This is a genomic window from Aeromonas sp. s2 (assembly GCF_040907935.1).
Taxonomy (GTDB): domain Bacteria; phylum Pseudomonadota; class Gammaproteobacteria; order Enterobacterales; family Aeromonadaceae; genus Aeromonas; species Aeromonas dhakensis.
This window is the reverse complement of record NZ_JBFOCR010000009.1, coordinates 131,193-154,544: the sequence shown is the minus strand read 5'-3', so window position 1 is coordinate 154,544 and position 23,352 is coordinate 131,193. Positions and strand designations below refer to the sequence as shown.

General features: G+C 60.2%; 21 protein-coding genes. 11 read left to right on the top strand and 10 right to left on the bottom strand.

What is annotated here, in order from left to right; all coding sequences use genetic code 11:
- Window positions 1–2: 2 nt before the first annotated feature.
- Both AB5Y81_RS05635 and AB5Y81_RS05630 read right to left on the bottom strand, forming a co-directional pair.
- On the bottom strand, window positions 3–1,853 hold the full coding sequence (locus AB5Y81_RS05635; RefSeq protein WP_005299588.1) for a DUF3413 domain-containing protein: 1,851 nt from the start codon (window positions 1,851–1,853) through the stop codon (window positions 3–5).
- 43 nt (window positions 1,854–1,896) lie between these two features.
- A complete protein-coding gene (locus AB5Y81_RS05630) occupies window positions 1,897–2,124 on the bottom strand; it encodes a YejL family protein (RefSeq protein WP_005299589.1) in 228 nt (75 codons plus the stop codon).
- Window positions 2,125–2,197: 73 nt separating this feature from the next.
- Here AB5Y81_RS05630 and yejK point away from each other — a divergent pair, with 73 nt between their 5' ends.
- The 5 genes from yejK to AB5Y81_RS05605 all read left to right on the top strand — a co-directional run bounded on the left by yejK (window position 2,198) and on the right by AB5Y81_RS05605 (window position 8,674).
- The gene (gene yejK / locus AB5Y81_RS05625) at window positions 2,198–3,259 is read left to right on the top strand and encodes a nucleoid-associated protein YejK (protein WP_026140927.1); all 1,062 of its coding nucleotides are present in this window, start codon (window positions 2,198–2,200) and stop codon (window positions 3,257–3,259) included.
- A gap of 395 nt (window positions 3,260–3,654) precedes the next feature.
- Window positions 3,655–4,836 carry a maltose/maltodextrin ABC transporter substrate-binding protein MalE gene (gene malE / locus AB5Y81_RS05620; RefSeq protein WP_005299593.1) on the top strand — a complete coding sequence of 394 codons (1,182 nt, stop codon included), beginning with the start codon at window positions 3,655–3,657 and terminating at the stop codon, window positions 4,834–4,836.
- A 75-nt stretch (window positions 4,837–4,911) separates the two neighbouring features.
- Entirely contained in the window at window positions 4,912–6,564 is a 1,653-nt protein-coding gene (gene malF / locus AB5Y81_RS05615; RefSeq protein ID WP_005299595.1) for a maltose ABC transporter permease MalF, read from the top strand.
- Between the two features lie 12 nt (window positions 6,565–6,576).
- On the top strand, window positions 6,577–7,467 hold the full coding sequence (malG, locus tag AB5Y81_RS05610) for a maltose ABC transporter permease MalG (RefSeq protein ID WP_005299600.1): 891 nt from the start codon (window positions 6,577–6,579) through the stop codon (window positions 7,465–7,467).
- A gap of 70 nt (window positions 7,468–7,537) precedes the next feature.
- Window positions 7,538–8,674 (top strand): sn-glycerol-3-phosphate ABC transporter ATP-binding protein UgpC, encoded by a 1,137-nt coding sequence (locus AB5Y81_RS05605; protein ID WP_279484533.1) that lies wholly within the window; start codon window positions 7,538–7,540, stop codon window positions 8,672–8,674.
- Window positions 8,675–8,789: 115 nt separating this feature from the next.
- Here AB5Y81_RS05605 and ppk2 read toward each other — a convergent pair whose 3' ends face one another.
- Window positions 8,790–9,605 (bottom strand): polyphosphate kinase 2, encoded by an 816-nt coding sequence (gene ppk2 / locus AB5Y81_RS05600; RefSeq protein WP_005299604.1) that lies wholly within the window; start codon window positions 9,603–9,605, stop codon window positions 8,790–8,792.
- 173 nt (window positions 9,606–9,778) lie between these two features.
- Between ppk2 and AB5Y81_RS05595 the strand changes: the two genes are divergently transcribed.
- Window positions 9,779–10,579 carry an alpha/beta fold hydrolase gene (locus AB5Y81_RS05595; protein WP_368146590.1) on the top strand — a complete coding sequence of 267 codons (801 nt, stop codon included), beginning with the start codon at window positions 9,779–9,781 and terminating at the stop codon, window positions 10,577–10,579.
- A gap of 71 nt (window positions 10,580–10,650) precedes the next feature.
- On the opposite strand, the gene AB5Y81_RS05590 is transcribed toward AB5Y81_RS05595, so the two are convergent.
- The 3 genes from AB5Y81_RS05590 to AB5Y81_RS05580 are packed head-to-tail and all read right to left on the bottom strand — an operon-like array spanning window position 10,651 to window position 12,825.
- Window positions 10,651–11,439 carry a MipA/OmpV family protein gene (locus AB5Y81_RS05590; protein WP_279485547.1) on the bottom strand — a complete coding sequence of 263 codons (789 nt, stop codon included), beginning with the start codon at window positions 11,437–11,439 and terminating at the stop codon, window positions 10,651–10,653.
- Between the two features lie 56 nt (window positions 11,440–11,495).
- Complete coding sequence (locus AB5Y81_RS05585; protein ID WP_017786655.1) at window positions 11,496–12,566, bottom strand: AI-2E family transporter; 1,071 nt, start codon at window positions 12,564–12,566, stop codon at window positions 11,496–11,498.
- 16 nt (window positions 12,567–12,582) lie between these two features.
- The gene (locus AB5Y81_RS05580) at window positions 12,583–12,825 is read right to left on the bottom strand and encodes a sulfurtransferase TusA family protein (RefSeq protein WP_017779381.1); all 243 of its coding nucleotides are present in this window, start codon (window positions 12,823–12,825) and stop codon (window positions 12,583–12,585) included.
- Between the two features lie 129 nt (window positions 12,826–12,954).
- On the opposite strand from AB5Y81_RS05580, the gene AB5Y81_RS05575 reads away from it, so the two are divergent.
- Window positions 12,955–14,409, top strand: a complete 1,455-nt coding sequence (locus tag AB5Y81_RS05575; RefSeq protein WP_368146589.1) for a M48 family metalloprotease — start codon at window positions 12,955–12,957, stop codon at window positions 14,407–14,409.
- Between the two features lie 130 nt (window positions 14,410–14,539).
- Here the strand turns inward: AB5Y81_RS05575 and AB5Y81_RS05570 are convergent, their stop codons facing one another.
- Entirely contained in the window at window positions 14,540–15,022 is a 483-nt protein-coding gene (locus tag AB5Y81_RS05570; RefSeq protein WP_279484532.1) for a TlpA disulfide reductase family protein, read from the bottom strand.
- 60 nt (window positions 15,023–15,082) lie between these two features.
- Here AB5Y81_RS05570 and arsC point away from each other — a divergent pair, with 60 nt between their 5' ends.
- Window positions 15,083–15,433, top strand: coding sequence for an arsenate reductase (glutaredoxin) (gene arsC, locus AB5Y81_RS05565; protein WP_010634363.1), 351 nt, complete (start codon window positions 15,083–15,085; stop codon window positions 15,431–15,433).
- Entirely contained in the window at window positions 15,430–15,813 is a 384-nt protein-coding gene (locus AB5Y81_RS05560) for a DUF2069 domain-containing protein (RefSeq protein WP_043170929.1), read from the top strand. Before arsC ends, AB5Y81_RS05560 begins: the two co-directional genes overlap by 4 nt.
- 144 nt (window positions 15,814–15,957) lie before the next feature.
- Here AB5Y81_RS05560 and AB5Y81_RS05555 read toward each other — a convergent pair whose 3' ends face one another.
- Together AB5Y81_RS05555 and AB5Y81_RS05550 are read right to left on the bottom strand one after the other, a co-directional pair.
- On the bottom strand, window positions 15,958–18,240 hold the full coding sequence (locus tag AB5Y81_RS05555; RefSeq protein WP_341536328.1) for a hypothetical protein: 2,283 nt from the start codon (window positions 18,238–18,240) through the stop codon (window positions 15,958–15,960).
- 850 nt (window positions 18,241–19,090) lie between these two features.
- Window positions 19,091–19,705: an ACP phosphodiesterase gene (locus AB5Y81_RS05550; RefSeq protein WP_267997102.1), complete on the bottom strand. Its 615-nt coding sequence runs from the start codon at window positions 19,703–19,705 to the stop codon at window positions 19,091–19,093.
- A gap of 175 nt (window positions 19,706–19,880) precedes the next feature.
- Between AB5Y81_RS05550 and iadA the strand changes: the two genes are divergently transcribed.
- Window positions 19,881–21,011 carry a beta-aspartyl-peptidase gene (gene iadA / locus AB5Y81_RS05545; protein WP_279484530.1) on the top strand — a complete coding sequence of 377 codons (1,131 nt, stop codon included), beginning with the start codon at window positions 19,881–19,883 and terminating at the stop codon, window positions 21,009–21,011.
- Window positions 21,012–21,125: 114 nt separating this feature from the next.
- Here the strand turns inward: iadA and AB5Y81_RS05540 are convergent, their stop codons facing one another.
- Window positions 21,126–22,028, bottom strand: coding sequence for a lysine exporter LysO family protein (locus AB5Y81_RS05540; protein WP_010634358.1), 903 nt, complete (start codon window positions 22,026–22,028; stop codon window positions 21,126–21,128).
- A 532-nt stretch (window positions 22,029–22,560) separates the two neighbouring features.
- Between AB5Y81_RS05540 and AB5Y81_RS05535 the strand changes: the two genes are divergently transcribed.
- Window positions 22,561–23,331: an ABC transporter ATP-binding protein gene (locus AB5Y81_RS05535; protein ID WP_005299631.1), complete on the top strand. Its 771-nt coding sequence runs from the start codon at window positions 22,561–22,563 to the stop codon at window positions 23,329–23,331.
- The last annotated feature ends 21 nt before the right edge of the window (window positions 23,332–23,352 follow it).

The window sequence follows — 23,352 nt, the reverse complement described above, 5'->3', positions numbered from 1 at the left end:
CCTCAGGGGGCGCGGTAGAAGCGGTTCAGCTCGTTCATCACCTGGATCATGACCCCCATGTCCGGGGTGCCGTGCTTGATGGGACGGTAGCTGTTGCGCTCCAGCAGCTCGAAGTCACCCTGCTTGTTGAAGTGGGTGATGGTGTTGCCCTGATAGATGGCAAAGTCGCGCTGATCCCCCGCCAGCAGCCAGTTGCGCGGGCTGTTGTCGAACAGGTTGCGACCTATGCTGTAGTCCCGCGGCGGGTTGCGCACCCCCAGCATCCCCTGCATCAGGGTCGGCACCAGATCCAGGTGGCTGCTCACCGGGCTCGTCGGCAGGGTCTCGTTGCCCGGCCAGGCCAGCACGAAGGGCACCTGCACCTGATAGGGAGAGTAGTTGGTGCCATAGCCCCAGCTGTTGCTCTGGGTATCGTTGAACTCCTGGCCGTGGTTGGCGGTGACCACGACGATGGTCTGCTCGCCAATGCCCTGTTGCTGCAACTGGGTCAGCATCTGCTCCAGCAGCTGATCGGTGTAGAAGACCGAGTTCTTGTAGCGGTTCTCCAGCTTTTGCAGATTTTCGGCCTGATAGGCGGTGGCCGGGTTGAACTTGGTGAGCTCCGGCTGGAAGGGGCCCTTGATGCCGGCCGGCAGCTGGTAGTCGCCCGGGCTCGACAGATAGACCAGCGAAAACCAGGGGCGGTCAGGGGAGCGCTTGGCGAGCCACTGCTGCCAGTCGCCGACAAGCTGGGTATCGTCGGTCTGCTCGGAGACGAACACCTGCTTGCGCAGGCCGGAGAGGATGCTCTGGCGATACTGCTGGGCATCTTCCAGCGCGCCGAACAGGCCGAACTGGTAGTCCTGGCGCAGCATCTCGTCAAACAGCACCGGCGGGGTCTTGTCGTTGCGAATGTCGTCGTAGTAGTGGCCAGGCAGGCCGTAGAACAGGCTGAACATCCCCATGGCGTCATCGTTGCCGCCACTCATGTGGTTGGCAAAGTTGAGGTGCTGATCCGCATAGCGCTGCAGATTGGGCATGTTGATGTTGTTGAGCATGTCGGCCCGCAGGGAGTCGACCACCACGATCAGCAGGTTCTTGTGGGTCAGCGGGGCGTTGACGCTGAGCGGGCGCAGCGGGTAACGCAGCCGGCTCGCACTGTCGCCATCCTGGGACTCGGCCTTCTTCTCGTACTGATCCAGATCCAGCCAGCCGTGCTTGGCGAGGAAGCTCTTGGCGGTCATCGGGTAGGAGAGCGGGAAGTTGGCGCGCTGCATGGTGATGGGCTGATACAGGGTGGCATCGGCCCAGCTGTTGACCACGTGGGTCAGGATGAAGCAGACCAGCAGGGCCAGCCCCACCTGATTGCCGTATTGGCGGCGCTTGCGCTTGTTGATTTTGCGCCACACATAGGCCGACAGCAGCAGCTGCACCAGGAAGATGGTGGGCACCGCCACGAAGATGATGCTCCAGATCGAACCCTCCTCGGTCTGGGCCTGATCCAGCAGCAACTGCCACACCTGACCGTTGAGGTGGAACTTGAACAGCTGGAACACCTGGGTGTCGATAAGCAGCAGCACCAGCGCCAGGGTGGCGATGATGGCGGAGATGAAGCGCAATGGTTTCTCCCTGGGCAGCACGAAGCTCAGGGGGAAGATCGTCAACAGGTAGGTGACAAAGCTCAGAAACGAGAAGTGACCGATCCAGCTGATGATGAGATAGGTCACGCCGAGCGTGGTCGACGGCCAGCTGATCGCCCCCAGATAACGGGTAGCGATCAGCATGGCCAGAATGATGTTGAAGAAGGAGAACCAATGCCCCCAGGTGATCAGGCGAGAGACATTATCACGATAGGGGTTGCCGGTTTCGACCATAGTGATCCATCTGCTTGAAAAACATCAAAGAATGCGAAGAGACTCAATGAGCGTCGTGGCGATGATCGACCGAGGCGGTGAGCGCCTGGATGAATTTCTCGGTGATCGCCTGACGCTGGGCCGGGGCCATGCCATTGATGATGTTGGTGGTCAGGTTGCCGAGCACCATCAGACTGAGGTCCACCGGCGCCTTGTGCTTCTCCAGGGCGGTGATCAGGTCGTTCATCAGGGCGTCAAACTGCTCGTTATTGTACTTTGATACGATGGGCATAATCTTGGGTTCATCTCGGTTCAAAGCGCCTTATAATACTTCACCCTTTCGGCTAACACTATGGCTTTGTGACATGAGTCTCGATATCGACAAGATCATTCTTCACTCCCTGCGCCAGGGCGGCGATGGTCAACCTCACGCCGACACCCGCAGCCAGCTTCTGCCTGCCGATGAGGCGGTACAGGGGCTGATGGCGGAGCTGCACCGCATTTACAACGGCAAGGGGGGCAAGGGCTTTGGCTTCTTCGCCGACCCTGAAGCCGCCGTCGCCGAGCTGGCAGAGGGGGAAGAGGCCCCCAAACAGCCCTCTCCCCTGTTTCGCATCGCGCTGGAAAAGCTGCTGGACGAGCAGCTCGAATTCGTTCCCTTCTCGGTGGAGATGACCCAGCTGCTGGTCAAGCAGCTGGTGGAGCACGCCCTCGACGAGCAGGGCGTACTGTTGTTTGCCAAGTACAACTACGTGGGTGTGGATTATCTGATGATCGCCCTGCTGGAGGGCAAGGAGAGCGTCACCGTCAGCGAGGCGCTGGAACTGCGCCACATCCAGTATCTGGATATCGGCAAATTGAACCTGGTGGCCCGCATCGATCTCACCGAATGGAAAACCCAGGCTGATTCGCGCCGTTACATCACCTTCAGCAAGGGCCGGGTCGGTCGCAAGCTGGGTGATTTTTTCATGGATCTGCTGGGTGCCCGCGAGGGGATGGATGCCAAGATCCAGAACAAGGGGCTGCTGCAGGCGGTGGACGACTATTGCGACAGCCGCCAGCTCGAACCGGCCGAGCGCAACGACTACAAGAAACAGGTCTTCAAATATTGCACCGAGCAGGCCAGCGCCGGTGAAGAGATCGAGATCAGGGAGCTGTCAGCGGAGCTCTCGTCAAAAGAGGCAGGGGAGGGCGACCTCGATTTTTACAGCTTCATCGGTCAGGAGTATGAGCTGGAAGAGCGCTTCCCGGCGGACCGCTCCACCCTGCGCGGGCTGACCAAGTTCGTCGGCTCCGGTGGCGGGCTGACGTTGAGCTTCGAGCAGAAGCTGCTCAACAGCCGGATTTTCTACGATCCCCAGACCGATACCCTGACCATCAAGGGGGTGCCGCCCAACCTCAAGGATCAGCTGTTGCGCCAGTCGTAATGTGATCTGCTTTCCACTTTTGGCAAAAAGACACCGCAGCCTGCTGCGGTGTCTTTTTATTTAACGGGGTAGGTGGCAGCGAAACCAACTCGGTGATTTGTTAACAAATTAAACAGAATAATCCCTGTGAAAGGGTTTTCAATGAGGTGAAAACCCTTTCATTCATGTTTATTTATTTCTCTTTGGTAATTTAATTTCTTAATTTGGCGATAAATATGCCAATAAATGGCGTTAACCCCCTGAAATAAGAAAATGTTTTCAGAACTTTCCGGAAGAAAATACGTAATTGCGTTTCAAAAATGCGAGTTGCGTCATGTGAGGCGGTAACGGCTTGGGATAATATTCATCTCGCACACAATGCTCTTGCAGCGCGGAACTAATACAAGGAAAGGCTCATGAAAAAGAAATTGCTGTCATCCCTGATCGGTCTGGCTACTCTGGGTGTGGCTTGCTCTGCCACTGCCGCCATTGACGAAGGCCAACTGACCATCTGGATCAACGGTGACAAGGGATACAATGGTCTGGCCGAAGTAGGTAAGAAATTTGAAGCCGAAACCGGCATCAAGGTGACGGTTGCTCACCCTGATCAGGTGGAAGTGAAATTCCAGCAAGCCGCTGCCACCGGCAACGGCCCGGACATCTTCTTCTGGGCTCACGACCGTTACGGTGAGTGGGTCAAGGCCGGTCTGCTGGTCCCCGTGACCCCGAATGCCGCCACCAAAGCCAAGTTTGAACAGTTCGCCTGGGATGCCATGACCGTTGATGGCAAGACCTACGGTTATCCGGTTGCCGTCGAAGCCGTCAGCCTGATCTACAACAAGGATCTGCTGCCGGAGCCGCCGAAGACCTTCGAAGAGATCGCCAAGATTGACGAGACCCTGAAGAAGAGCGGCAAGCGCGCCATCATGTGGGCCTATGACACCCCCTACTTCAGCTACCCGCTGGTGGCTGCCAACGGTGGCTACGCCTTCAAGAAGACCGCTACCGGTTATGACGTGAAAGACACCGGCGTGAACAACGCGGGTGCCAAGGCCGGTGTCGGCTACATCTCCGAGATGATCAAGTCCGGTCACCTGGAAAAAGGCATCGACTACGGTGTGATGGACGCCAAGTTCAACAAGGGCGAAGTGGCCATGATGATCAACGGTCCCTGGGCCTGGAGCAACCTGGACAAGAGCGGCATCAAGTACGGCGTTGCCTCCCTGCCGACCCTGAAGGGTAAACCGGCCAAGGCCTTCGTCGGCGTGCTGGGTGCCACCATCAACGCCGCCAGCCCGAACAAGGATCTGGCCATCGAGTTTCTGGAAAACTACCTGCTGACCGACGCCGGTCTGGCGCCGGTCAACGCCGACAAGCCGCTGGGCGCCGTGGCGCTGAAGTCCTTCCAGAAGACCCTGGAAGCGGATCCGCACATCAAGGCCACCATGGTGAACGCCCAGAATGGCGAGCCGATGCCGTCCGTGCCTGAAATGAGCCGTTTCTGGTCCTCCTTCGAAACTGCCCTGAAGAACGTGACCTCCGGCCGTCAGAGCGTTGACGAAGCCCTGGATACCGCTGCCAAGCGTATCGTTCAGTAAGCACGCACTACCCGGGAGGCCGCAACGGCCTCCCACTCTCTCAAATCTCTCTTGGCGTTATAAAGGTTAATTGGCATGGAAGTAGTACCTTCTATCGAATCCTATGCCGGTCCGAAGGATAAGCACACCTGGCTTAAGTGGACCATTGCTGCCCTGGTAGCCATCCTCAACGGTTATGCAGCCGTGATGATGTACGCCAGCGGTGAGTGGGTATTCGCTCTGCTTGATCTGGTGGTGGTCTCCGTCGGTCTGTATGTCTTCATGAACAAGAAGACCTATGCCCACCGCTATATCTTCCCCGGTGTGGCTGGCATGGTTGTTTTTATCATCTTCCCTCTTGCCTACACGATCGGCATCGCCTTCACCAACTATTCGGGATCCAACCTGCTCTCCATCGAGCAGGCGCGGGATTACCATCTGAAAAAAACCTATAAGGTGGCGGGCGGTGAATTCGATTTCACCCTCCTGGGTGGTGAGAACAATCAGTTTCAGCTGCTGCTGAAACAGGACGACCAATCCTTTATCAGTCAACCCGTTACCCTGATGAACAACAAGGCCCGTGAACTGGCTGTCCGCGAGGGCAGGGTTCATGACAAGGTACAAGTTGTTCAGCTGCAACCCCTGGCCGGTGAGGCCGTGGATCAGGTGGCGCCCATCCGGGCCATCGTCGACCACCGCACCCACCTGAGCGCACTCGATCTGGTGCTGCCAGATGGCGGAACCCACCTGACCCTGAGCAGCCTGCGCAAGTTCGCCGCCCAGAAACAGCAGTACACCCGTCTGCTGGACGGTGCCGTGCTCAAGTCCGGGGTGGTGATCAAAGACAGCAATCTGCTGCGTGACAACCAGAGCGGCGAGCTGATGCTGCCCAACGGCGACACCGGCTTCTATCAATATATCGATGAGCAGGGCCAATTCGTCGGCAAGAGCGTGGCACCCGGTTTCGTGGTGAGCGTGGGCTGGAAGAACTTCGCCCGCATCGTCACCGACCCGGGTATCCAGGCGCCGTTCCTGCAGATCTTCGTCTGGACCGTGATCTTCTCCGCCTGTTCGGTGGGCTTCACCCTGGCCATCGGCATGGTGCTGGCCTGTCTGGTGCAGTGGGAGTCTCTCAAGGGGCGCGGTTTCTACCGGGTCATGCTGATCCTGCCCTATGCCATCCCGGCGTTCATCTCCATCCTGGTGTTCAAGGGTTTGTTCAACCAGAACTTCGGCGAGATCAACCTGTTCCTGGAAGCGGCCTTCGGCATCAAGCCGGACTGGTACACCAACCCCTTCCTGGCCAAGGTGATGATCCTCATCGTCAACACCTGGCTTGGCTACCCCTACATGATGATCCTCTGCATGGGCCTGCTCAAAGCCATTCCGGAAGATCTCTATGAAGCGTCCGCCATGGACGGTGCCGGTCCGGTGCAGAACTTCTTCAAGATCACAGTACCGCTCTTGATGAAGCCGCTGACGCCCCTGTTGATTGCCTCGTTCGCGTTCAACTTCAACAACTTCGTGCTTATCCAGTTGTTGACCAACGGCGCGCCGGACATCATTGGCGCCAGCACCCCGGCCGGGACCACCGACCTGCTGGTGAGCTACACCTACCGGATCGCGTTCCAGGGCTCGGGTGGTCAGGACTACGGTCTGGCCAGTGCCATCGCCACCGCCATCTTCCTCATCGTGGGTGCGCTGGCCTTGCTCAACCTGAAATTGTCCAAAGCCGACAAGCAACTGTAAGGAGGCTTCAACATGGCAATCGTACAACCCAAATCAGTCAAATACCGGGTGTGGGCAACCCACCTTGTGATGTGGGGCTTCCTGGCACTGATCATCTTCCCGCTGATCATGGTCATCGCCATCTCGTTCAGAAACGGCAACTTCGCGGTAGGGGAGATCATCCCCTCCAACCCGACCCTGGATCACTGGAAGCTGGCGCTGGGCATGTCCATCACCAACGCCGACGGCAGCATCACGCCGCCGCCGTTCCCGGTGCTGACCTGGTTGTGGAACTCCATCAAGATCGCGGGCATCACCGCCCTGATGATAGTGGTGCTCTCCACCACCTGTGCTTACGCCTTCGCCCGCCTGCGGTTCCGTGGCAAGTCAACCATCCTGCAGGGCATGCTGATCTTCCAGATGTTCCCGGCGGTGCTGGCACTGGTGGCCATCTATGCGCTGTTCAACAAGATTGGTGACTACATCCCCTGGCTGGGTCTCAACACCCACGGCGGCCTGATCCTGGCCTACATGGGGGGCATCGCCCTGCACGTCTGGACCATCAAGGGCTACTTCGAGACCATCGACTCCTCCCTGGAAGAGGCGGCGGCCATCGACGGTGCCACCCCGTGGCAGGCATTCCGGTTGATCCTGCTGCCGCTGTCGGTGCCCATCCTGGCGGTGGTGTTCATCCTGGCCTTCATCGGTTCCATCACCGAGGTGCCCATGGCCTCCATCCTGCTGCAGGATGTGAACAACCTGACCCTGGCGGTCGGGGCCCAGCAGTACCTCTATCCGCAGAACTACCTGTGGGGTGACTTCGCCGCGGCCGCCGTGCTGTCGGGCTTCCCCATCACGGTCGTCTTCCTGCTCGCCCAGCGCTGGCTGGTGGGTGGTCTCACTGCCGGCGGCGTGAAAGGTTAACGGTTCATGGCCGGGGGAGCCGACTCCCCCCGCCATCACGATTTGCAAAGATTCAAGAGCGGAGCTCGACATGGCTGAAGTAGTACTCAACAACGTTCGCAAAAATTACGATCCGGCTGTCCACAAGGACACCCTGCGCAATATCAACCTGGCCATCAAGGAAGGGGAGTTCATCGTCTTCGTCGGCCCGTCCGGTTGCGGCAAGTCCACCCTGCTGCGGATGATCGCCGGTCTGGAAGACATCACCAGCGGCGAGCTGACCATCGGCGGGCGCTACATGAACGACGTGCCGCCGGTAGAGCGCAACGTGGGCATGGTGTTCCAGTCCTACGCCCTCTACCCGCACATGAACATCTACGAGAACATGGCTTTCGGCCTCAAGCTCAAGAAGATGGACAAGGAGAACATCCACAAGCGGGTGATGCGCGCCGCCGAGATCCTGGGTCTCGAGCCGCTGCTGGACCGCAAGCCCAAGGCCCTCTCCGGCGGTCAGCGCCAGCGGGTCGCCATCGGTCGCTCCATCGTGCAGCAGCCGCAGGTGTTCCTGTTTGACGAACCCCTGTCGAACCTGGATGCCGCCCTGCGGGTCAAGATGCGCATCGAGATCGCCAAGCTGCACAAGGAGCTCAACTCCACCATCATCTACGTGACCCACGACCAGGTGGAGGCCATGACCCTGGCCAACCGCATCGTGGTACTGAGCCCGCTCAAGGCGGATGCGACCACCAACCTGGAACAGTTCGGCACCCCGCTCGAGCTCTACCACAACCCGGACAACAAGTTCGTGGCGGGCTTCATCGGCTCCCCCAAGATGAACTTCCTGGCCGGCGAGCTGGTGGAGATTGGCGAGCAGGAGGCCGTGGTCAAGCTGACCACGGGCGACAGCGTGCGGGTGCGGGTCGATGCCCGCCGCGGCGCGGTTGGCGACAAGGTGGAGCTGGGCATTCGTCCCGAGCACCTGGTGCCGCTGGATCACGCCCATGCCGACAGCCGGGTGAGCGGGGTGGTGCAGGTGGCTGAACACCTGGGGGCCGAATCCTTCGTCTACATGGACGTGGCGGGCCACGACTTCACCGTCAAGGCCAGCTCCGACGTGGACGTGGCCACCGGCCAGGAGTACAGCGTCGGCATCCCGGCCGAGGCGTGCTACCTGTTCGATGCCAAGGAGCAGGCGTTCCCGCGCACGGCCAAATACATCCGCACCTGACAAGGGGCGGCTGCCGAGGTTTCCTTTTCTTTATATTCAATGCCTTTTTGCCGGTCGCAAGACCGGCTTTTTATTGCCTGCCGTTTGGCGAGAACGGCAGGCGAGGTAGCAGGGATCAAGCCTCGAGCGCGGCGGTAATGTCCGGCACGAAGTGCTGGCTGGTGAGCGGCGGGCGCTCGTAGCCTTCGGTGTTGATGGGGGGCAGGGTGATGGGCTCGTAGTGAATCGCCTCGTAGGGCACCTTGCCCAGCAGGTGAGAGATGCAGTTGAGGCGGGCACGGCGCTTGTCGTCCGCCTCCACCACGAACCAGGGGCAATCCTCGGTGTCGGTGTAGGTGAACATGTCGTCCTTGGCGCGGGAGTACTCCACCCAGCGCGAGCGGGACTGCAGATCCATCGGGCTGAACTTCCAGCGCTTGATGGGGGTGTTGATCCGCTCCTTGAAGCGTTTCTCCTGCTCCTCGTCGCTGACCGAGAACCAGTACTTGATGAGGGTGATCCCTGAGCGAGTCAGCATCCGCTCGAACTCGGGGCAGGCGCGCAGGAACTCGCGATACTCGTTGTCGCTGCAAAAGCCCATCACCCGCTCGACCCCGGCCCGGTTGTACCAGGAGCGGTCGAACAACACCATCTCGCCGGCGGCGGGCAGGTGGGTCACGTAGCGCTGAAAGTACCACTGGGAGCGCTCCCGGTCAGAGGGCGCTGGCAGGGCTGTGACCCGGCAGACCCGGGGGTTGAGGGGCTCGGTGATCGCCTTGATGACGCCCCCCTTGCCGGCGGCGTCGCGCCCCTCGAACAGCACCACCACCTTCAGCCCCTCCTGCTTGACCCACTCCTGCAGCTTGACCAGCTCCTCCTGCAGATGGGCCAGGTGGTGCTCGTAGGTCTTCTTGTCCAGGCGCGGGCGCTTCTTGCTCTTGTCCTTCGGCATGATTGTCTCCTTATTGAGTCCTTTCCAGATTGCACCAGGCGGACGTCACTGCCAAGGGGGTCGTGTTACACTGCCGCCTCACGAGCCGCCGGCAGGCAATAGAAAAAACATGACGCCAGTGATGGCGATTTGCACTGCCGTCTCATCACCGGCTGTTGGCAACAGGAGAAAACATGAAGCAAGTTATGGAGATAGCAGGCCGCCAGATGGCCTATCTGGACGAGGGGCAGGGCCCGGTCGTGCTGTTTGGTCACAGCTACCTGTGGGACAGCGCCATGTGGGCGCCGCAAATCGAGGCCCTCAAGGGGCAGTACCGCTGCATCGTGCCCGAGTTGTGGGGCCACGGTGATTCCGATGCGCTGCCAGAGGGGGGCTGCACCCTGGCGACCCTGGCCCGCGACCACCTGGCCCTGCTCGATGCGCTCGGCATCGACGAGTTCGTGCTGGTGGGTCTCTCCATCGGCGGCATGTGGGGCGTGGAGCTGGCGCGCATGGCGCCCGCGCGCCTCAAGGGGCTGGTGCTGATGGACAGCTTCGTCGGTCTCGAGCCCCAGATCACCTGCGAGCGCTACCTCGGCATGCTGGCCATGATCGAGCAGCTTGGCACCATCCCGGCTCCCATCGTCGAGCAGGTGGCGCCGCTGTTCTTTGCCGACCAGCCGGATGTCGCCCTGATGAGCGGTTTCAAGGCGCGTCTCGCCGCCTGGCCGGCCGACAAGGTGGCCGCCATGGTGGCGGTGGGTCGCAGCTTCGTGACCCGCGAAGATCGCATCGAGTGGTTGGAAGAGATATCGGCCCCCGCGCTGGTGATGACCGGTTGTCAGGACAAGGCCCGCCCTGTGCTGGAAGGCTACCTGATGGCCGAGGTGCTGGGCTGCCCGTTCAAGGAAATCCCGGCGGCCGGCCACATCGCCTCGCTGGAGAACCCTGCCTTCGTCAACGACGCACTGGCCGAGTTTCTGGCCCGCCTGTGACAGTGTTCTCTGCCGGATAACAAGAAAAGGAGCCATAGGCTCCTTTTCTCTTTGGCGTGGTAGCCGGGGTGTTACCAGATATAGCCGAGCCCCAGCCCGGCATAGAGTTCCCCCTGATGCTGGACGAGGGGGCTGTCCGCGATGTCGCCGTCATAGCGCTCGTAGTTGATGCCAAAGCCGCCGATCCAGTTGGCGTTGAAGCGATAGCTGCCGATGAGGGAGACCATGGGGGAGAGGGTGGTGCCGGTGTTCCACGCCGGCCTGTCCGCCCTCGCTTCGTCTTGCGAGACACCGCCGAAGTAGTAGTTGGCCAGGTTGTGGCTGCGCAGCATGACGCCGGCCCCCGGCATCAGCAGCAGCGGGCCGCGGATGATGGGGAAGTTGGCCCACAGCATCAGCTCCTGGCCATTGCTGGTACCGGTCACGTCGCTGGTGGCCCGCACGCTCCAGAGGGCATAGGGGGTGATGAGATCGGCCCCGACCCCGGCTTCGAACTCACCTTTGCGCTTGTCGAGGCCGTGCAGGAAGGGATCATCGTCCGGATCCAGATTGCCAAAGCGCATCCGGCCGAAGGCGTAGGTGGAGAGGCCGCCATTGCGGCTCAGGTAGTAGCGGGCCCGATCCCCCAGATACATGAGGTTGTCGCCAAAGTAGAGGGCTCCCGGGATCGGCAGCAGGGTGTCATCCTGGTGCTGGTAGCGGGCCTGACCGCCGATGACGGCCCCGCCCAGCACCAACCCTTTGGGAATGGGGCTGTCGGGGCTGTCGCTGGAGAAGGCGCTGAGCGCCCCGATATCGAGATCGGCCCGGGCCGGCAGGGTGGCCAGGAGCAGGGCCGCCAGCCCCGTCCGTGTGAGCATTTGCAATATCTTCATGGACACTCCGTTGTCATCGATGGCCAGGCACGACTATCGCATTATTTGGGCACGGCGGGCAGCTCTTCGCGCTTGGGCCAGGCATTGAGCACCGCCTTGACCAGGGTGGCGAGGGGGATGGCGAAGAAGACCCCCCAGAAGCCCCACAGGCCGCCAAACACCAGCACGGCAACGATGATGGCCACCGGATGCAGGTTGACCGCCTCGGAGAAGAGCAGAGGTACCAACAGATTGCCGTCGAGGGCCTGGATCACCAGATAGGCCACCATCAGCCAGGTGAACTCGGGGGTCAGCCCCCACTGGAACAGGGCCACCATGGCCACCGGCACCGTCACCGCGGCGGCACCTATGTAGGGGATCAGCACCGAGAAGCCCACCGCCACCGCCAGCAGCGCCGAGTAGCGCAGCCCCATCAGGGCGAATGGGATATAGGTCGCCACTCCGACGATCAGGATCTCGATCACCTTGCCGCGGATGTAGTTGAGGATCTGCTCGTTCATCTCCACCCAGACCCGGTTGACCAGGGTGCGGTTGCGCGGCAGGAAGCGGCGCAGCCCCCCCATCAATATCTCTTTGTCCTTGAGCATGAAGAACACCATCAAGGGCACCAGGATGGCGTAGATGAGTATGGCCACCACGTTGATGAGGGAGCCGAGGGAGGCGGTCACCAGCTGCTCGCCCCCGCTCAGGATACGCTGGCGCATGTTGTCGATGACGGTCTCCACCAGGCTGACATCGACCAGCTCGGGGTACTGTTCCGGCAGGGTGCGCACATAGTCCTGGGCATGGGAGAGCATGGCCGGGGACTCCTTGGCCAGGTTCAGCCCCTGGCTTGCCAGGGTCGGGATGAGGCCGAGAAACGCCATGGCGGTGAGGGCGATGAACAGCAGCAGGATGAGGCTGGTGGCCAGGGTGCGGGAGAGCCCGGCCCGCTGCAGCCGGCTTACCGGCCACTCCAGCAGGTAGGCCATCACCAGTGCGACCAACAGTGGCGCCAGCAGATCGCCAAACAGCCAGAGCACGGCGAAACAGGCCGCCAGCAGCAGAAACAGGGTGACGGCATCGGGATCGGAGAAGCGGGTCTGATACCAGCGCTTGATGACTTCTAACATGGCGACATCCTTTACGTTACTGGGGCTGGCTGTGGTGCCTGGCCCCGACCACCAACTGCAAAGAGAGGGTATTGTCCGGCGCTTCCTGCAAGGTGAAGGGGTGACCCTGGCGCTGCAGATAGGCGGGAATGTCCTGCCGGGAGCCGGCATCGGCCAGCCGGATGGCGAGGGCTTGACCGGTTTTGGCCTGGCGCAACCAGAGCTTGAGCCGGATCAGCGGCTCGGGGCAACGCCAGGGGGTCAGGTCGAGGTATTCCATGGAGGCTCCATCGCGCGTGATGGCGGCTATTATGGCCGTGATGAGAGCACGAAACAACGCTTGTAGCCCTTGATGGGCAAGGGTATTCTGCCGGTGTCCCGGTAGGGTCTGATTGGAGATAGAGATAACGTGGCACGCTTTTCCCCCCTGATGGCATCGCTCCCCCTGCTGGCTTCCCTGATGGGCGCCACTTTCCATGCCCAGGCCAGCAACCAGCTTCCCGATATCGGCACCGCCGGGGTGGCCGCCCTGCCCATCGAGCAGGAGGTGCGCTACGGCAACGCCTTCATGCGCTTTGCCCGGGCCGGCTTGCCGATCATAGATGATCCCGTGTTGAGCCAGTACATCGACGATCTGGGACAGCGGCTGCTCTCCAACGCCGACGGCGTGCGCTTCCCGTTCACCTTCTTCCTCATCAACGACCCCAGCATCAACGCGGCCGCCTTCCTCGGCGGGCGGGTCAAGGTGCACACCGGCCTGTTTCTCTATGCCGACAGCGAGAGCGAGCTCGCCTCGGTACTGGCCCACGAAATCACCCACGTGACCCAGCGCCACATCGCCCGCTATATGGAAGCGCAGGCGAGCAGCTCCGCCATGACCCTGGCCGGCCTGGTGGGCTCCATTGCGCTGGCGGTGATCAACCCCACCGCGGGGATCGCCGCGTTGCAGACCACGCTGGGTCTCTCCATGCAGTCGGCCATCAACTACACCCGCGACAACGAATACGAAGCGGACCGGATCGGCATGAAGACGCTGTATGACGCCGGTTTCGATCCCATGGGCATGGCCAACTTTTTCCAGAAGCTGGCGGCCGAGTATCGCTATGCCAGCAAGCCGCCGGAGATGCTGCTGACTCACCCGCTGCCGGAGACCCGGATCAGCGAGGCGCGCGCCCGGGCGGGCAGTTATGGCCGTCGCAATCTGCCGCCGAGTCTCGACTTCTGGCTGGCCAAGGTGCGCATCCAGGTGCGTTTTGGCACCGAGAGCCCGCAGGCCCTGCTCACCTATTTCGACAACCGGTTGCAGAAGGGGGACTACCCGCTCAAGGATGCGGCCATCTACGGCAAGGCGCTGGCGCTGCTGCAGCTCAAGCGCACCGATGAGGCCGATGCCCTGATGCAGGAGCTGGCGACCCGCCACCCGGAAGATCTGTTCGTGGTGGATGCCCTCACCGACATCGACTTGGCCAAAGGGCGCAGCGTCCAGGCCATCGCCCGGCTCGAGAAATTCCGCACCCGCATGCCGGACAACGAGGTGGTGGTGGTGAACCTCGGCAACGCCTATCTGGAAGGGGGCAACTACAAGAAGTCCATTGCCATTCTCGACCCCTATGCCCGTGAGCACGAAGAGAACAACCTGGCCTGGAGCCTGCTCTCCGATGCCTATCGCAAGGCGGGCAGGATGACCGAGTTGCACATGGCGCGCGCCGAGATGCTCTCCCTGCGCGGTGACTACCAGGCGGCCATTGACGAGCTGATCGTGGCGCGTGGCACCACCAACGACAAGTTGACCCTGGCAAGGCTGGAGGCACGGATCACCGAGCTGGAGCGGGCCAAGAAGGATCTCGACAGCCTCAAGGGCTGACGGGCCAGCGGTTCTCACGCACGACAAGGGCGCACCAGGGTGGGTCCTTGTCGTTGATGCAGGTTGCCGATGGGCAACAACAGGGGGAAGGGCGGGGAAACAGAGCGGCCGGCGGCAAGGGGTCAGGCGTTCAGTGGCCAGCCGGCTTGACTGAGGCCCTGAGGGCCTCGACCCGCGATGAGGTGAGCTCCCCCACCAGGCTCTGCAGGAGGTTTCCTTTGCCATCGAGCAGATAGCTGGTGGGCAGCCCGGCGGGGCGAGGGAAGGGGAGGCTCGCCTCCTGCCGGGGGATGAGCAGCGGCACCCTGATGTGGTACTGCCCGGCCAGTTTGCCGAGCTCGGCAGGTGTGGTCGGGTCATAGTTGACCATCACCACGGCGATCTCACCCTCCCGCGCCAACGCCTCCAGCAGCGGCAGCTCCCGCAGGCAGGGGGCGCACCAGGGGGCGAAGTAGTTGACCAACAGCGGCTTGCCGGCAAAGTCGGCCAGGGCCACCGGCAGGTTTTCGCTGTCGGTGAACTGGGGGGCCGGGCTGCAGGCCGTCAGCAGGCCGGCCACAATCAGCCAACAAATTCGTTTCAATTCCTGCACTCTCGCGCTTACCCTGACCATCAGTTTCCCCTACAATAGCGCCGTTTCTTGTCCCATCTTGCGATTAATCAGGGAGTTATCATGAGCGAGACCCAAATCTACCACAATCCGCGCTGCTCCAAGAGCCGTGAAACCCTGGCTTTGCTGGAACAACACGGGATCGCCCCGGCTGTGGTGCTCTATCTGGAGCAGGCCCCGAGCGAGGAAGAGATCCGCACCCTGCTGAGTCAGCTGGGGTTCAGCGATCCGCGTCAACTGATGCGCACCAAGGAAGATCTCTACAAGGAGCTGGGGCTTGGCGAGGTGAGCGGTGACGCCCTCATTCGCGCCATGCACCAGAATCCCAAGCTCATCGAGCGCCCCATCGTCATCAAGAACGGCCAGGCCCGCATCGGCCGTCCGCCCGAGCAGGTGCTGGAGATCCTCAAGTGAGCACCCGCTTCGCCCGTCTGCTGACCCTGGTCGGCTTTTTCGGCCTGCTGGGCTGGGTGCTGCTGTGGCACCTCTGGCTCTCGCCCCACCCCGACCTCAACCCCTGGCTGTTGCCGGTGATCTGGACGGTGCCGCTGCTGTTCCCGCTCAAGGGGATAGTGCAGGGCAATCCCTACACCCACGCCTGGGGCAACTTCGTGCTGATGCCCTACTTCCTGCACGCCCTGACCCTGATCACCACGGATGAGGGGGAGCGGTGGCTGGCGGTGGTGGAACTGCTGTTCACCGTGCTCGCCTTCATCGGCACCATCTATTACGCCCGCCTGCGCGGCCGCGAGCTGGGGCTGAGCATTCGCAAGAAAAAGGATGCCGACAGCTGACCCGCTGAGTTTCTACCCCGGCTTGCAGGGGAAAACGGGCTGTCGCTGCGACCATAGTGCAGAGTGCGCACCTAAATAAAAAGTCCCTGCCAAGGCAGGGACTTTTTTATGGCCAGAGTGGCCTTGGCTGCGCTTGCCGCTCGCTTAGAAATGAATGGTCAGCTGGGGCGCTTTGGCCGGGGTTGCCTCCGAGGTATAGACATATTTATCGTAGAAACTGGCATAACCGGGATCGAGCGTGAAGCTCAATCTTGGTTGTTCATAGATATTGCCACTCCCCGTTTTTGCCCTGTCCAGGGCGGCATTGAACAAGTCAGTGACATCAACCCAGGCCACCTGTTCACTGGAATAGGTGATTTGATCGCTGAACTTGGGCCGGTACTCTTTCCAGCTGTTTTGTCGCATCGCCCAGGTTGAGGCGTTGGCGCTGAAGAAGTAGTAACTCCAGTAACTGGAAATATATACGGTGCCGGGATCGTACTGTTCAATTCTCAATGAAACCGAGCTCGGTTTTCTGTTGCCATATTTGGCTACGTATTCACCCAGGTTGAATGAGAGAAATCCCCAGGTCATGGCAGGATTGTAAGCACCATCGGCGCCGAGAGTCAGGTAGTTGTTTTGAGACTGACTGACTTGCTTGGGATCATAGGTATAATAGGCCATGTCTTCATCGGCATAGATGGCATAGGTGCCATCGCTTCTGACCTCATGCGGCTTGTTATATTCCCCTTCTGCCGCGCAATAGTTCTTTATGGTGACCTGACTTGATGGTGCACCGAGACGAATATCAAGACCTTGCTTGGGAGTCAGCGTCACATTGCCCAGTTGTCCTGAATTGATCAGGCGCTTGGCATCGCTATCCGGATCCAGCGTGTCCTTGGTATAACTCAAGGTGGCGGGATACTCTTTCATGGTCAAATAATAGGGAACGAATTTTCCCTCGGCGTCCGTTTTATTCACCATGGCGATGTCTTTATTCAAGATATTGTCATGGAGGGTGGCGGAATTATTCTTCGCCGTGACGATCAGGGAGATGCTATCCACAACCCCTTTTCCCCCCTGGAATGAAATGCTCGGGCGCTTGCTGTTCAAGCGGTCGTACAAATACATCAAGGGCACATCATCGGTGACTACCGTATACAGCTTGGAACTGCTGCCATTGGTAGACATAGCGGCATAGGAGAAGCTGTCATTATTGCCGTCTATATCGTGAAGGTTGGTGAACTGCGGGGTGACATCAGCACTGACCAGATATTTGATCTTCAATCTCCCGGTGAGATTGACGCCGGTATTCTCGGTCGTGTTCCAGCCACTCATGGTCAAGCCCGACTTGGCATTGCTTGCCAGCACGACGTTGGAGGGGATGAAGGTGGTGACCAGCTTGTATCCCTGGGAGCTGGAGCGATCGCTATAGGTCTTGTCGACACGGACCTTCGGGGTGGTCAACAGGGTGAACAAGCCCATGGGCTCATCATAGAGCGGGAACGAGATATCACTGGCACCATTTTCGCCAAAATCTTGCCAGGCGGTGGACAAACTGCCCGGCATTTTCAGTTTGACCGTGATGCCAGGATCTGAAGAGGTCGTTTCACCCCGCAAATACACCTCCGAGAAGGAGATTTGTGGAATGATTGGGCTGTAGCCGGGCACGGCCGCCGCCTGTGTTCCGAAGATGGATCCCACGCCAGACAGGGTACCGGCCAGTGCCTTGAAGCCTGCCGTTACACTGCTTCCCCCCGGAGCCAGCTCCATCATGCCGCCCAGAAAGTCGCCTGCGGCACTCAGGGCATCGCTGGCCACGGCATTGGAGGTGGCGGAGTCGTTGATGCCGCCGAAGACATTCTGCAGGTCGGAGAGATTGCTGACGGTATAATTGCCGGCCTGTTCCAGGTTGTCGCTCAAGCTACCCGAGACATCCATCAGATAGGCCGCCGGATCGCCGATACCCTCGTCGGTGATATTCTGCGAGATGCCGGTGGCATGCCCATACAGTTCAACATTGGCGATCGCTTTTGGACTGATTTTGATGTTCAAGTCAATTTCATCTGAACCGGCGGAACAGGGATCCAAATTCACCTGGAAGTCGGTCACCCCCCAGCCACCATCCTGCGCGTTATTGATGGCGCCAAAGCCGGTCTTGCTGCTGGAGTAGAATCGGGCATCCGCGCTCTGGTTGCTGTCAAAGAGCTTGGATTTGCCAGTGGTGGAGAGCGTCACCGCAACGCCGGTGCCTATGGTGTAACCGGGGAAATATCCCATCACCCGCAGTTTTGCCGTCATCCGGTTGTAGAGGATGAGATAGGGATATTGATTGGTTGAAAATGCATCATCCCCATCGGCAGACCAAGCGGACTTCGCATTGGCATAATGCTGCATCTTGTAGCCAAGATTGAATTTGAGGAGTTCCCAACCGCTATTTGGGTCCATGTCGGGTATTTTGTCTGCGATGGATCTGGCTACCCGTCTGGTGCAGCTTGTGGCAGGAGGGAGCTGATTACCCGTGCCCATGATATCCGAGGTGATGGCTGCGCCACCCGGAATATTGTAGAGCGATTCTATTTCGCAGATATAGAATGGGCTGGTCATCAGCTCATCTTCTCCGCTTATCGAAGACATGCCAACTTGCAGGTGTTGGGTGCGCCAGTCAAAAATATTTTTGCGCTGTTGTTGAATTGCCGCTGCCGTATTTGGGTAGCGCGCATGATCCGGGTGGGTAATGACGGCTTCCTGTTTCCAGCGAGCATCTATATCCAGCGGGGTGGCTGCATGCGCCATCAATGGAAGCATGGCACTGACGGCCATCCATAATGTTGAATGCCTGATCTCCATTATCATAATTCTCCAGGTTTTAATCGCTATTGTAAAATCTTACAATTGACAGATATCGAGAATATTATTCTCGCAATGAATATGTCAGCGGGTTTTAAATTAAGCATATCCATTACCGTGAGGGTAATAATTAATGCTGGCTAGTCAATGACTTTTTTATTATTCTGGAGGCCATGGATAATAGCAGAGGCATTCGACAGGCGTTTTTATATGAAAATAATGTCAGTCAGAACTGGTGTGGCACCATTTATGTGGAGACTTCATTGGTGTTGATTTTTTTTTTTTTGCAGCCAGAGCGATATATGAAAATATATATTCGATGAATGAAATCTTCTCCATCAAGGGTCATTGCCAAGCAAATATTCCTGACCCCAGCTCAACCGGAGATACGCTCCCGTGAAATACAGGGAGCGAAAGAGAGTGTGTTTGCCGTCATATTGCGGGGGATTCATGGCTGCGGCCGTTCATCCCCGCCGCGATAGTGGACCAACTGCTGCACGCTGAACTGCATCAGCTGAGGATAGAAGCGCAGAAAGCCCTCTTCGCACTGCTGCCAGCGGGCCGCGTCCAGGGTCGTGAGCGCTTCTCCCAGAGGCTGCGGGCGGCGCAGCCGGCGACCTATGCCGTTGAGGGCCTGCGCCAGTCCCTCTTTGCGCTGATAGGAGGCGATCCAGTCCTGCTCTGCCATCCGCTTGAGGGGCAGGGGGAGCCCCTCCGGCAGCTGGGGTGCATCTGCCAGCAGGCGCCCGTAGCTCTGTTGCAGGAAGCGGGGCAGGGCCTCGTCATGAAACTGCGGCCAGTGCAGGCTGAGCCAGTGATCGTAGAGCATGTCCACCAGGATGCCGCCAAAGCGGCGCCAGGGGGCCTCGAAGCAGGCTACCGCCGCCCTGTGTTCGGGGTGCCCGTCGGTGAAGGCGTCTATCTTGCGGTGCAGCCAGATCCCCTCGTCAAACGGTGCGGCGAGGCCCGTGGGCAGTGCGCCCTTGACGAAATCCCCCAGCAGGTTGCCGGTGAGGGAGCTGTGGGTATGGGCTGCCAGATGCAGGTGAGCCAGATAGTTCATGGAGGGGGAACCAGCCAAAGAGATTGCCGCTGAGCCTAGCGGATCCGGCGGCCCTTGCCTATGAAAACGGCCGCCTGGCCGTGAGGAAGTGCTTCCCTCCCTGACCGTCGGCTGGGTAGAGTGCAGCATGGCTGCCGCTTTAAGGCGCACATCAACATCACGAGGAGCATGCCGCATGTTGACCCTGATCGAAGGGGCCGAACTCTATGGCCCTACCCCGCTTGGCCGCCAGGATCTGTTGGTGGCAGATGGCCGCATCGCCTGGCTCGGGCAGGGATTGTCTGTCCCCGCCGACTGGCCGCTGACGCGGGTGGACGGTCGCGGCCGCTATCTGGTGCCCGGACTGGTGGATCCGCTGGCCCACATCACCGGCGGTGGCGGCGAGGGAGGCTTTGGTTTTCGTACCCCGGAGCTCTCGGCAAGGGAGGCGCTGAGCGCAGGGGTCACCACCCTGGTGGCGGCGCTTGGTACCGACAGCCTGACGCGCAGCCCGGCCCAGGTGCTTGGCAAGGTGCGCGAGTTTCGCGCCGCCGGGGTGAGCGCCTTCATGTATACCGGCTCCTACCATCTGCCGGTCAAGACCCTCACCGGCACGGTGGAGTCCGACATCATGCTCATCCCCGAGGTGCTGGGGGTGGGGGAGGTGGCCATCAGCGATCACAGATCCAGCGCACCGACCCACGACGAGCTGGCCCGCCTGGTGAGCGAGGCGCGGGTGGCCGGGCTGCTTGCCGGCAAGAGCGGGGTCAGCTTCTTTCATCTGGGGGACGGGCGCGGGGCGCTGGCACCGCTGCGGGCCCTGCGCGATGGCACCGACATCCCGCTGCGCCAGCTCTACCCCACCCACTGCAACCGCAATCCCTGGCTGTTTGCCGAGGCTATCGAGTGGGGCCGGGCTGGCGGCTGGGTCGATCTCACCACCTCGAGCTTCCCGGACCTGCTGGACGATGGTGAGTTGCTGGCGGCCGACGCCCTGGTGGCGCTGCTGGCGGCCGGGGTGCCTGCCGAGCGTATCAGCTTCAGTTCGGACGCCAACGCCAGCCTGCCGCGCTTCGACGGTGAGGGGCGTCTCATCGAGCTGCGCTGCGGCCAGATAGGCAGCCTGTGGCAGGCGCTGGTGGAAGCGTGCAGCAAGGGGATCGCGCTGGAGGTGGCGCTGGCAGTGGTGACGGCCAATCCGGCCAAGGCGCTGGGGCTGGCGGCCAAGGGCACGCTGGCGGTGGGGCAGGATGCGGATCTGCTGCTGATCGACCCCGACACGCTCACCATCGAGCGGGTGATGAGCGGCGGCCGCTGGCGCAGCTGAATATCGGAGTTAATGGGGAATCCGTGATGTCAGGCCACCCCTCTTTTAAACAACAAGCCCGGCAGCAGTGCCGGGCTTGTTGTTGTTGACCGTGGGCCAGTCAGCGGGTCGAGATCAGATGGCCAGGAAGCCCAGGATCAGGATGGGGCCGAGCAGGCTCAGGATAAAGCCGGAAACGATGGCCACCGGCACCACCTGGATGCCGCCGGATTTCTGGATCACCGGCAGGGTGAAGTCGAGCGCGGTGGCGCCGCCATAACCGATGGCGGCGGAGGGGTGGCGGCGCATCAGCACCGGAATGATCAGGATGGCGATGAGCTCGCGCCCCAGATCGTTGATGAAGGCGGCGGAGCCCAGCACCGGGCCCAGCTTGTCGGCCACCAGGATGCCGGAGAGCGAATACCAGCCGAAGCTGGAGCTGAGGGCCAGGCCGTGGGCCAGCGGCATGCCGAGCAACTGGGCGGCCAGCAGGCTGCCGAGCCAGCTGCTGACGATGACGGTGGCGGCGATCTTCATGCCCCAGGGGTTGAGCAGGATCTGGCGCAGCCGCATGCCGGAGTTGCGCATCTGTACCCCGATGAGAAACAGCAGCAGCATCAGCGCCCACTCGCTCCACTTGTCGATGGGCAGGGCGCGCAGGTCCACCAGCAGCCCCAGCAAGACACCGCCCAGCACTACGAAGCAGAGCTGCAGCGATTCCCACAACAGGTGCAGCTTGCTCGGCATCTGGCCGTCGCTGGCTTCATGCGTAGGGGGGGAGCGCCGGTCCAGCCACCAGAGGGCCAGCAGGTTGCACAGGGTAATGGCGGCGAGCATGACGCCGGCCACCTTGAAGATCACCGCCAGGTTGCTGCCCAGGTTCTCCACGTAGGCGAGCCCCAGCCCCATCAGGAACAAGATGAGATAGACCATCTTGCCCAGCGATTGATTGACCAGCTTGATCAAACGGGCGGAGGAGAGGGGTACAAGATAGCCGATCACAAGCGGCAGCAGGATCAGCAACACATTGAGCAACATCGGGGCCTCGATCACAAAACTGACAAAAATGACACCTTATCATCACTTATTGGCCCTGTGTCACATATTTGTGTGTTTGCCTGCCTCATCCGGAACTTTTTTATCGATTTGTTATGTTTCTGGTATGAAATGAGGCCCCGTTTCGGGGCATCTACCCACCCTGGTGCAATCCAAAAACGGCGCGAGCCGGCGATTTTTCAACGGGATGCGAGGGCGGGGCGGGTGAATAAAGCCACTTCGGCTGCCTTATGGCATGATGGGCGGAATTTTCTTGCCAGTAGTGCGATGCGGGTATAAAAAGGCGGTGTCATCGAACCGGGGTGATTAGCATTTTATGCAGACAAAGTGCTGAAAAATACCTGTTTGGCCAATAAAAATACAGACAAAACACCAAAGACCTCGGTTCTGTATTGTTTTTTGACTATCCGAGTGATATTTTCGCTGAAGGTTGCCATCGGTTAACTTTTTGTTAAATAAACGATGGCGTGAGTCACGCCCCAGCGGCGTCTAGGGACAGACAAGGTTGTAATGGATGAGCGACGTTGCCGCACTGGAAGTTCGTGATCTGCACAAGTATTTCGGCACCCACGAAGTGCTCAAGGGCATCGATATGACCGCCCACAAGGGGGATGTCATCTCCCTTATCGGCTCCTCCGGCTCGGGGAAGTCGACCTTTCTTCGCTGTATCAATCTGCTGGAAACACCCTCTTCCGGCACGGTTTCCCTCCATGGCGAGCTTATTCGCATGAAAACCAACCGCACCGGTGAACGTCTGCCGGAAGACATGCGGCAGGTGGAGCGCATTCGCAGCCGGCTGGCCATGGTGTTTCAAAGCTTCAACCTCTGGTCGCACATGACCATCATGCAGAACATCATCGAGGTGCCGATCCAGGTACTCAAGGTGCCCCGCGCCGAGGCCATTGCCAAGGCGGAACACCTGCTCAACCGGGTTGGATTGTGGGAGCGGCGCGACTACTACCCGGGTCACCTCTCCGGCGGCCAGCAGCAGCGGGCGGCCATCGCCCGGGCCCTGGCGGTGGAACCCGAGGTGATGCTGTTTGACGAACCCACTTCGGCGCTCGACCCCGAGCTGGTGGGCGAAGTACTCGGCCTGATGCGCGAGCTGGCCGAAGAGGGGCGCACCATGCTGGTGGTGACCCATGAGATGTCGTTTGCCCGCGATGTGTCGAACAAGGTAATGTTTTTGCACCAGGGCCGCGTGGAGGAGGAGGGCAATCCCAAGGAGATCTTCGCCCATCCCAAGTCCGAACGGTTCAAGCAATTCATCTCCTCCATCTATTGATGGCCGGAGCTGAGCCCAACA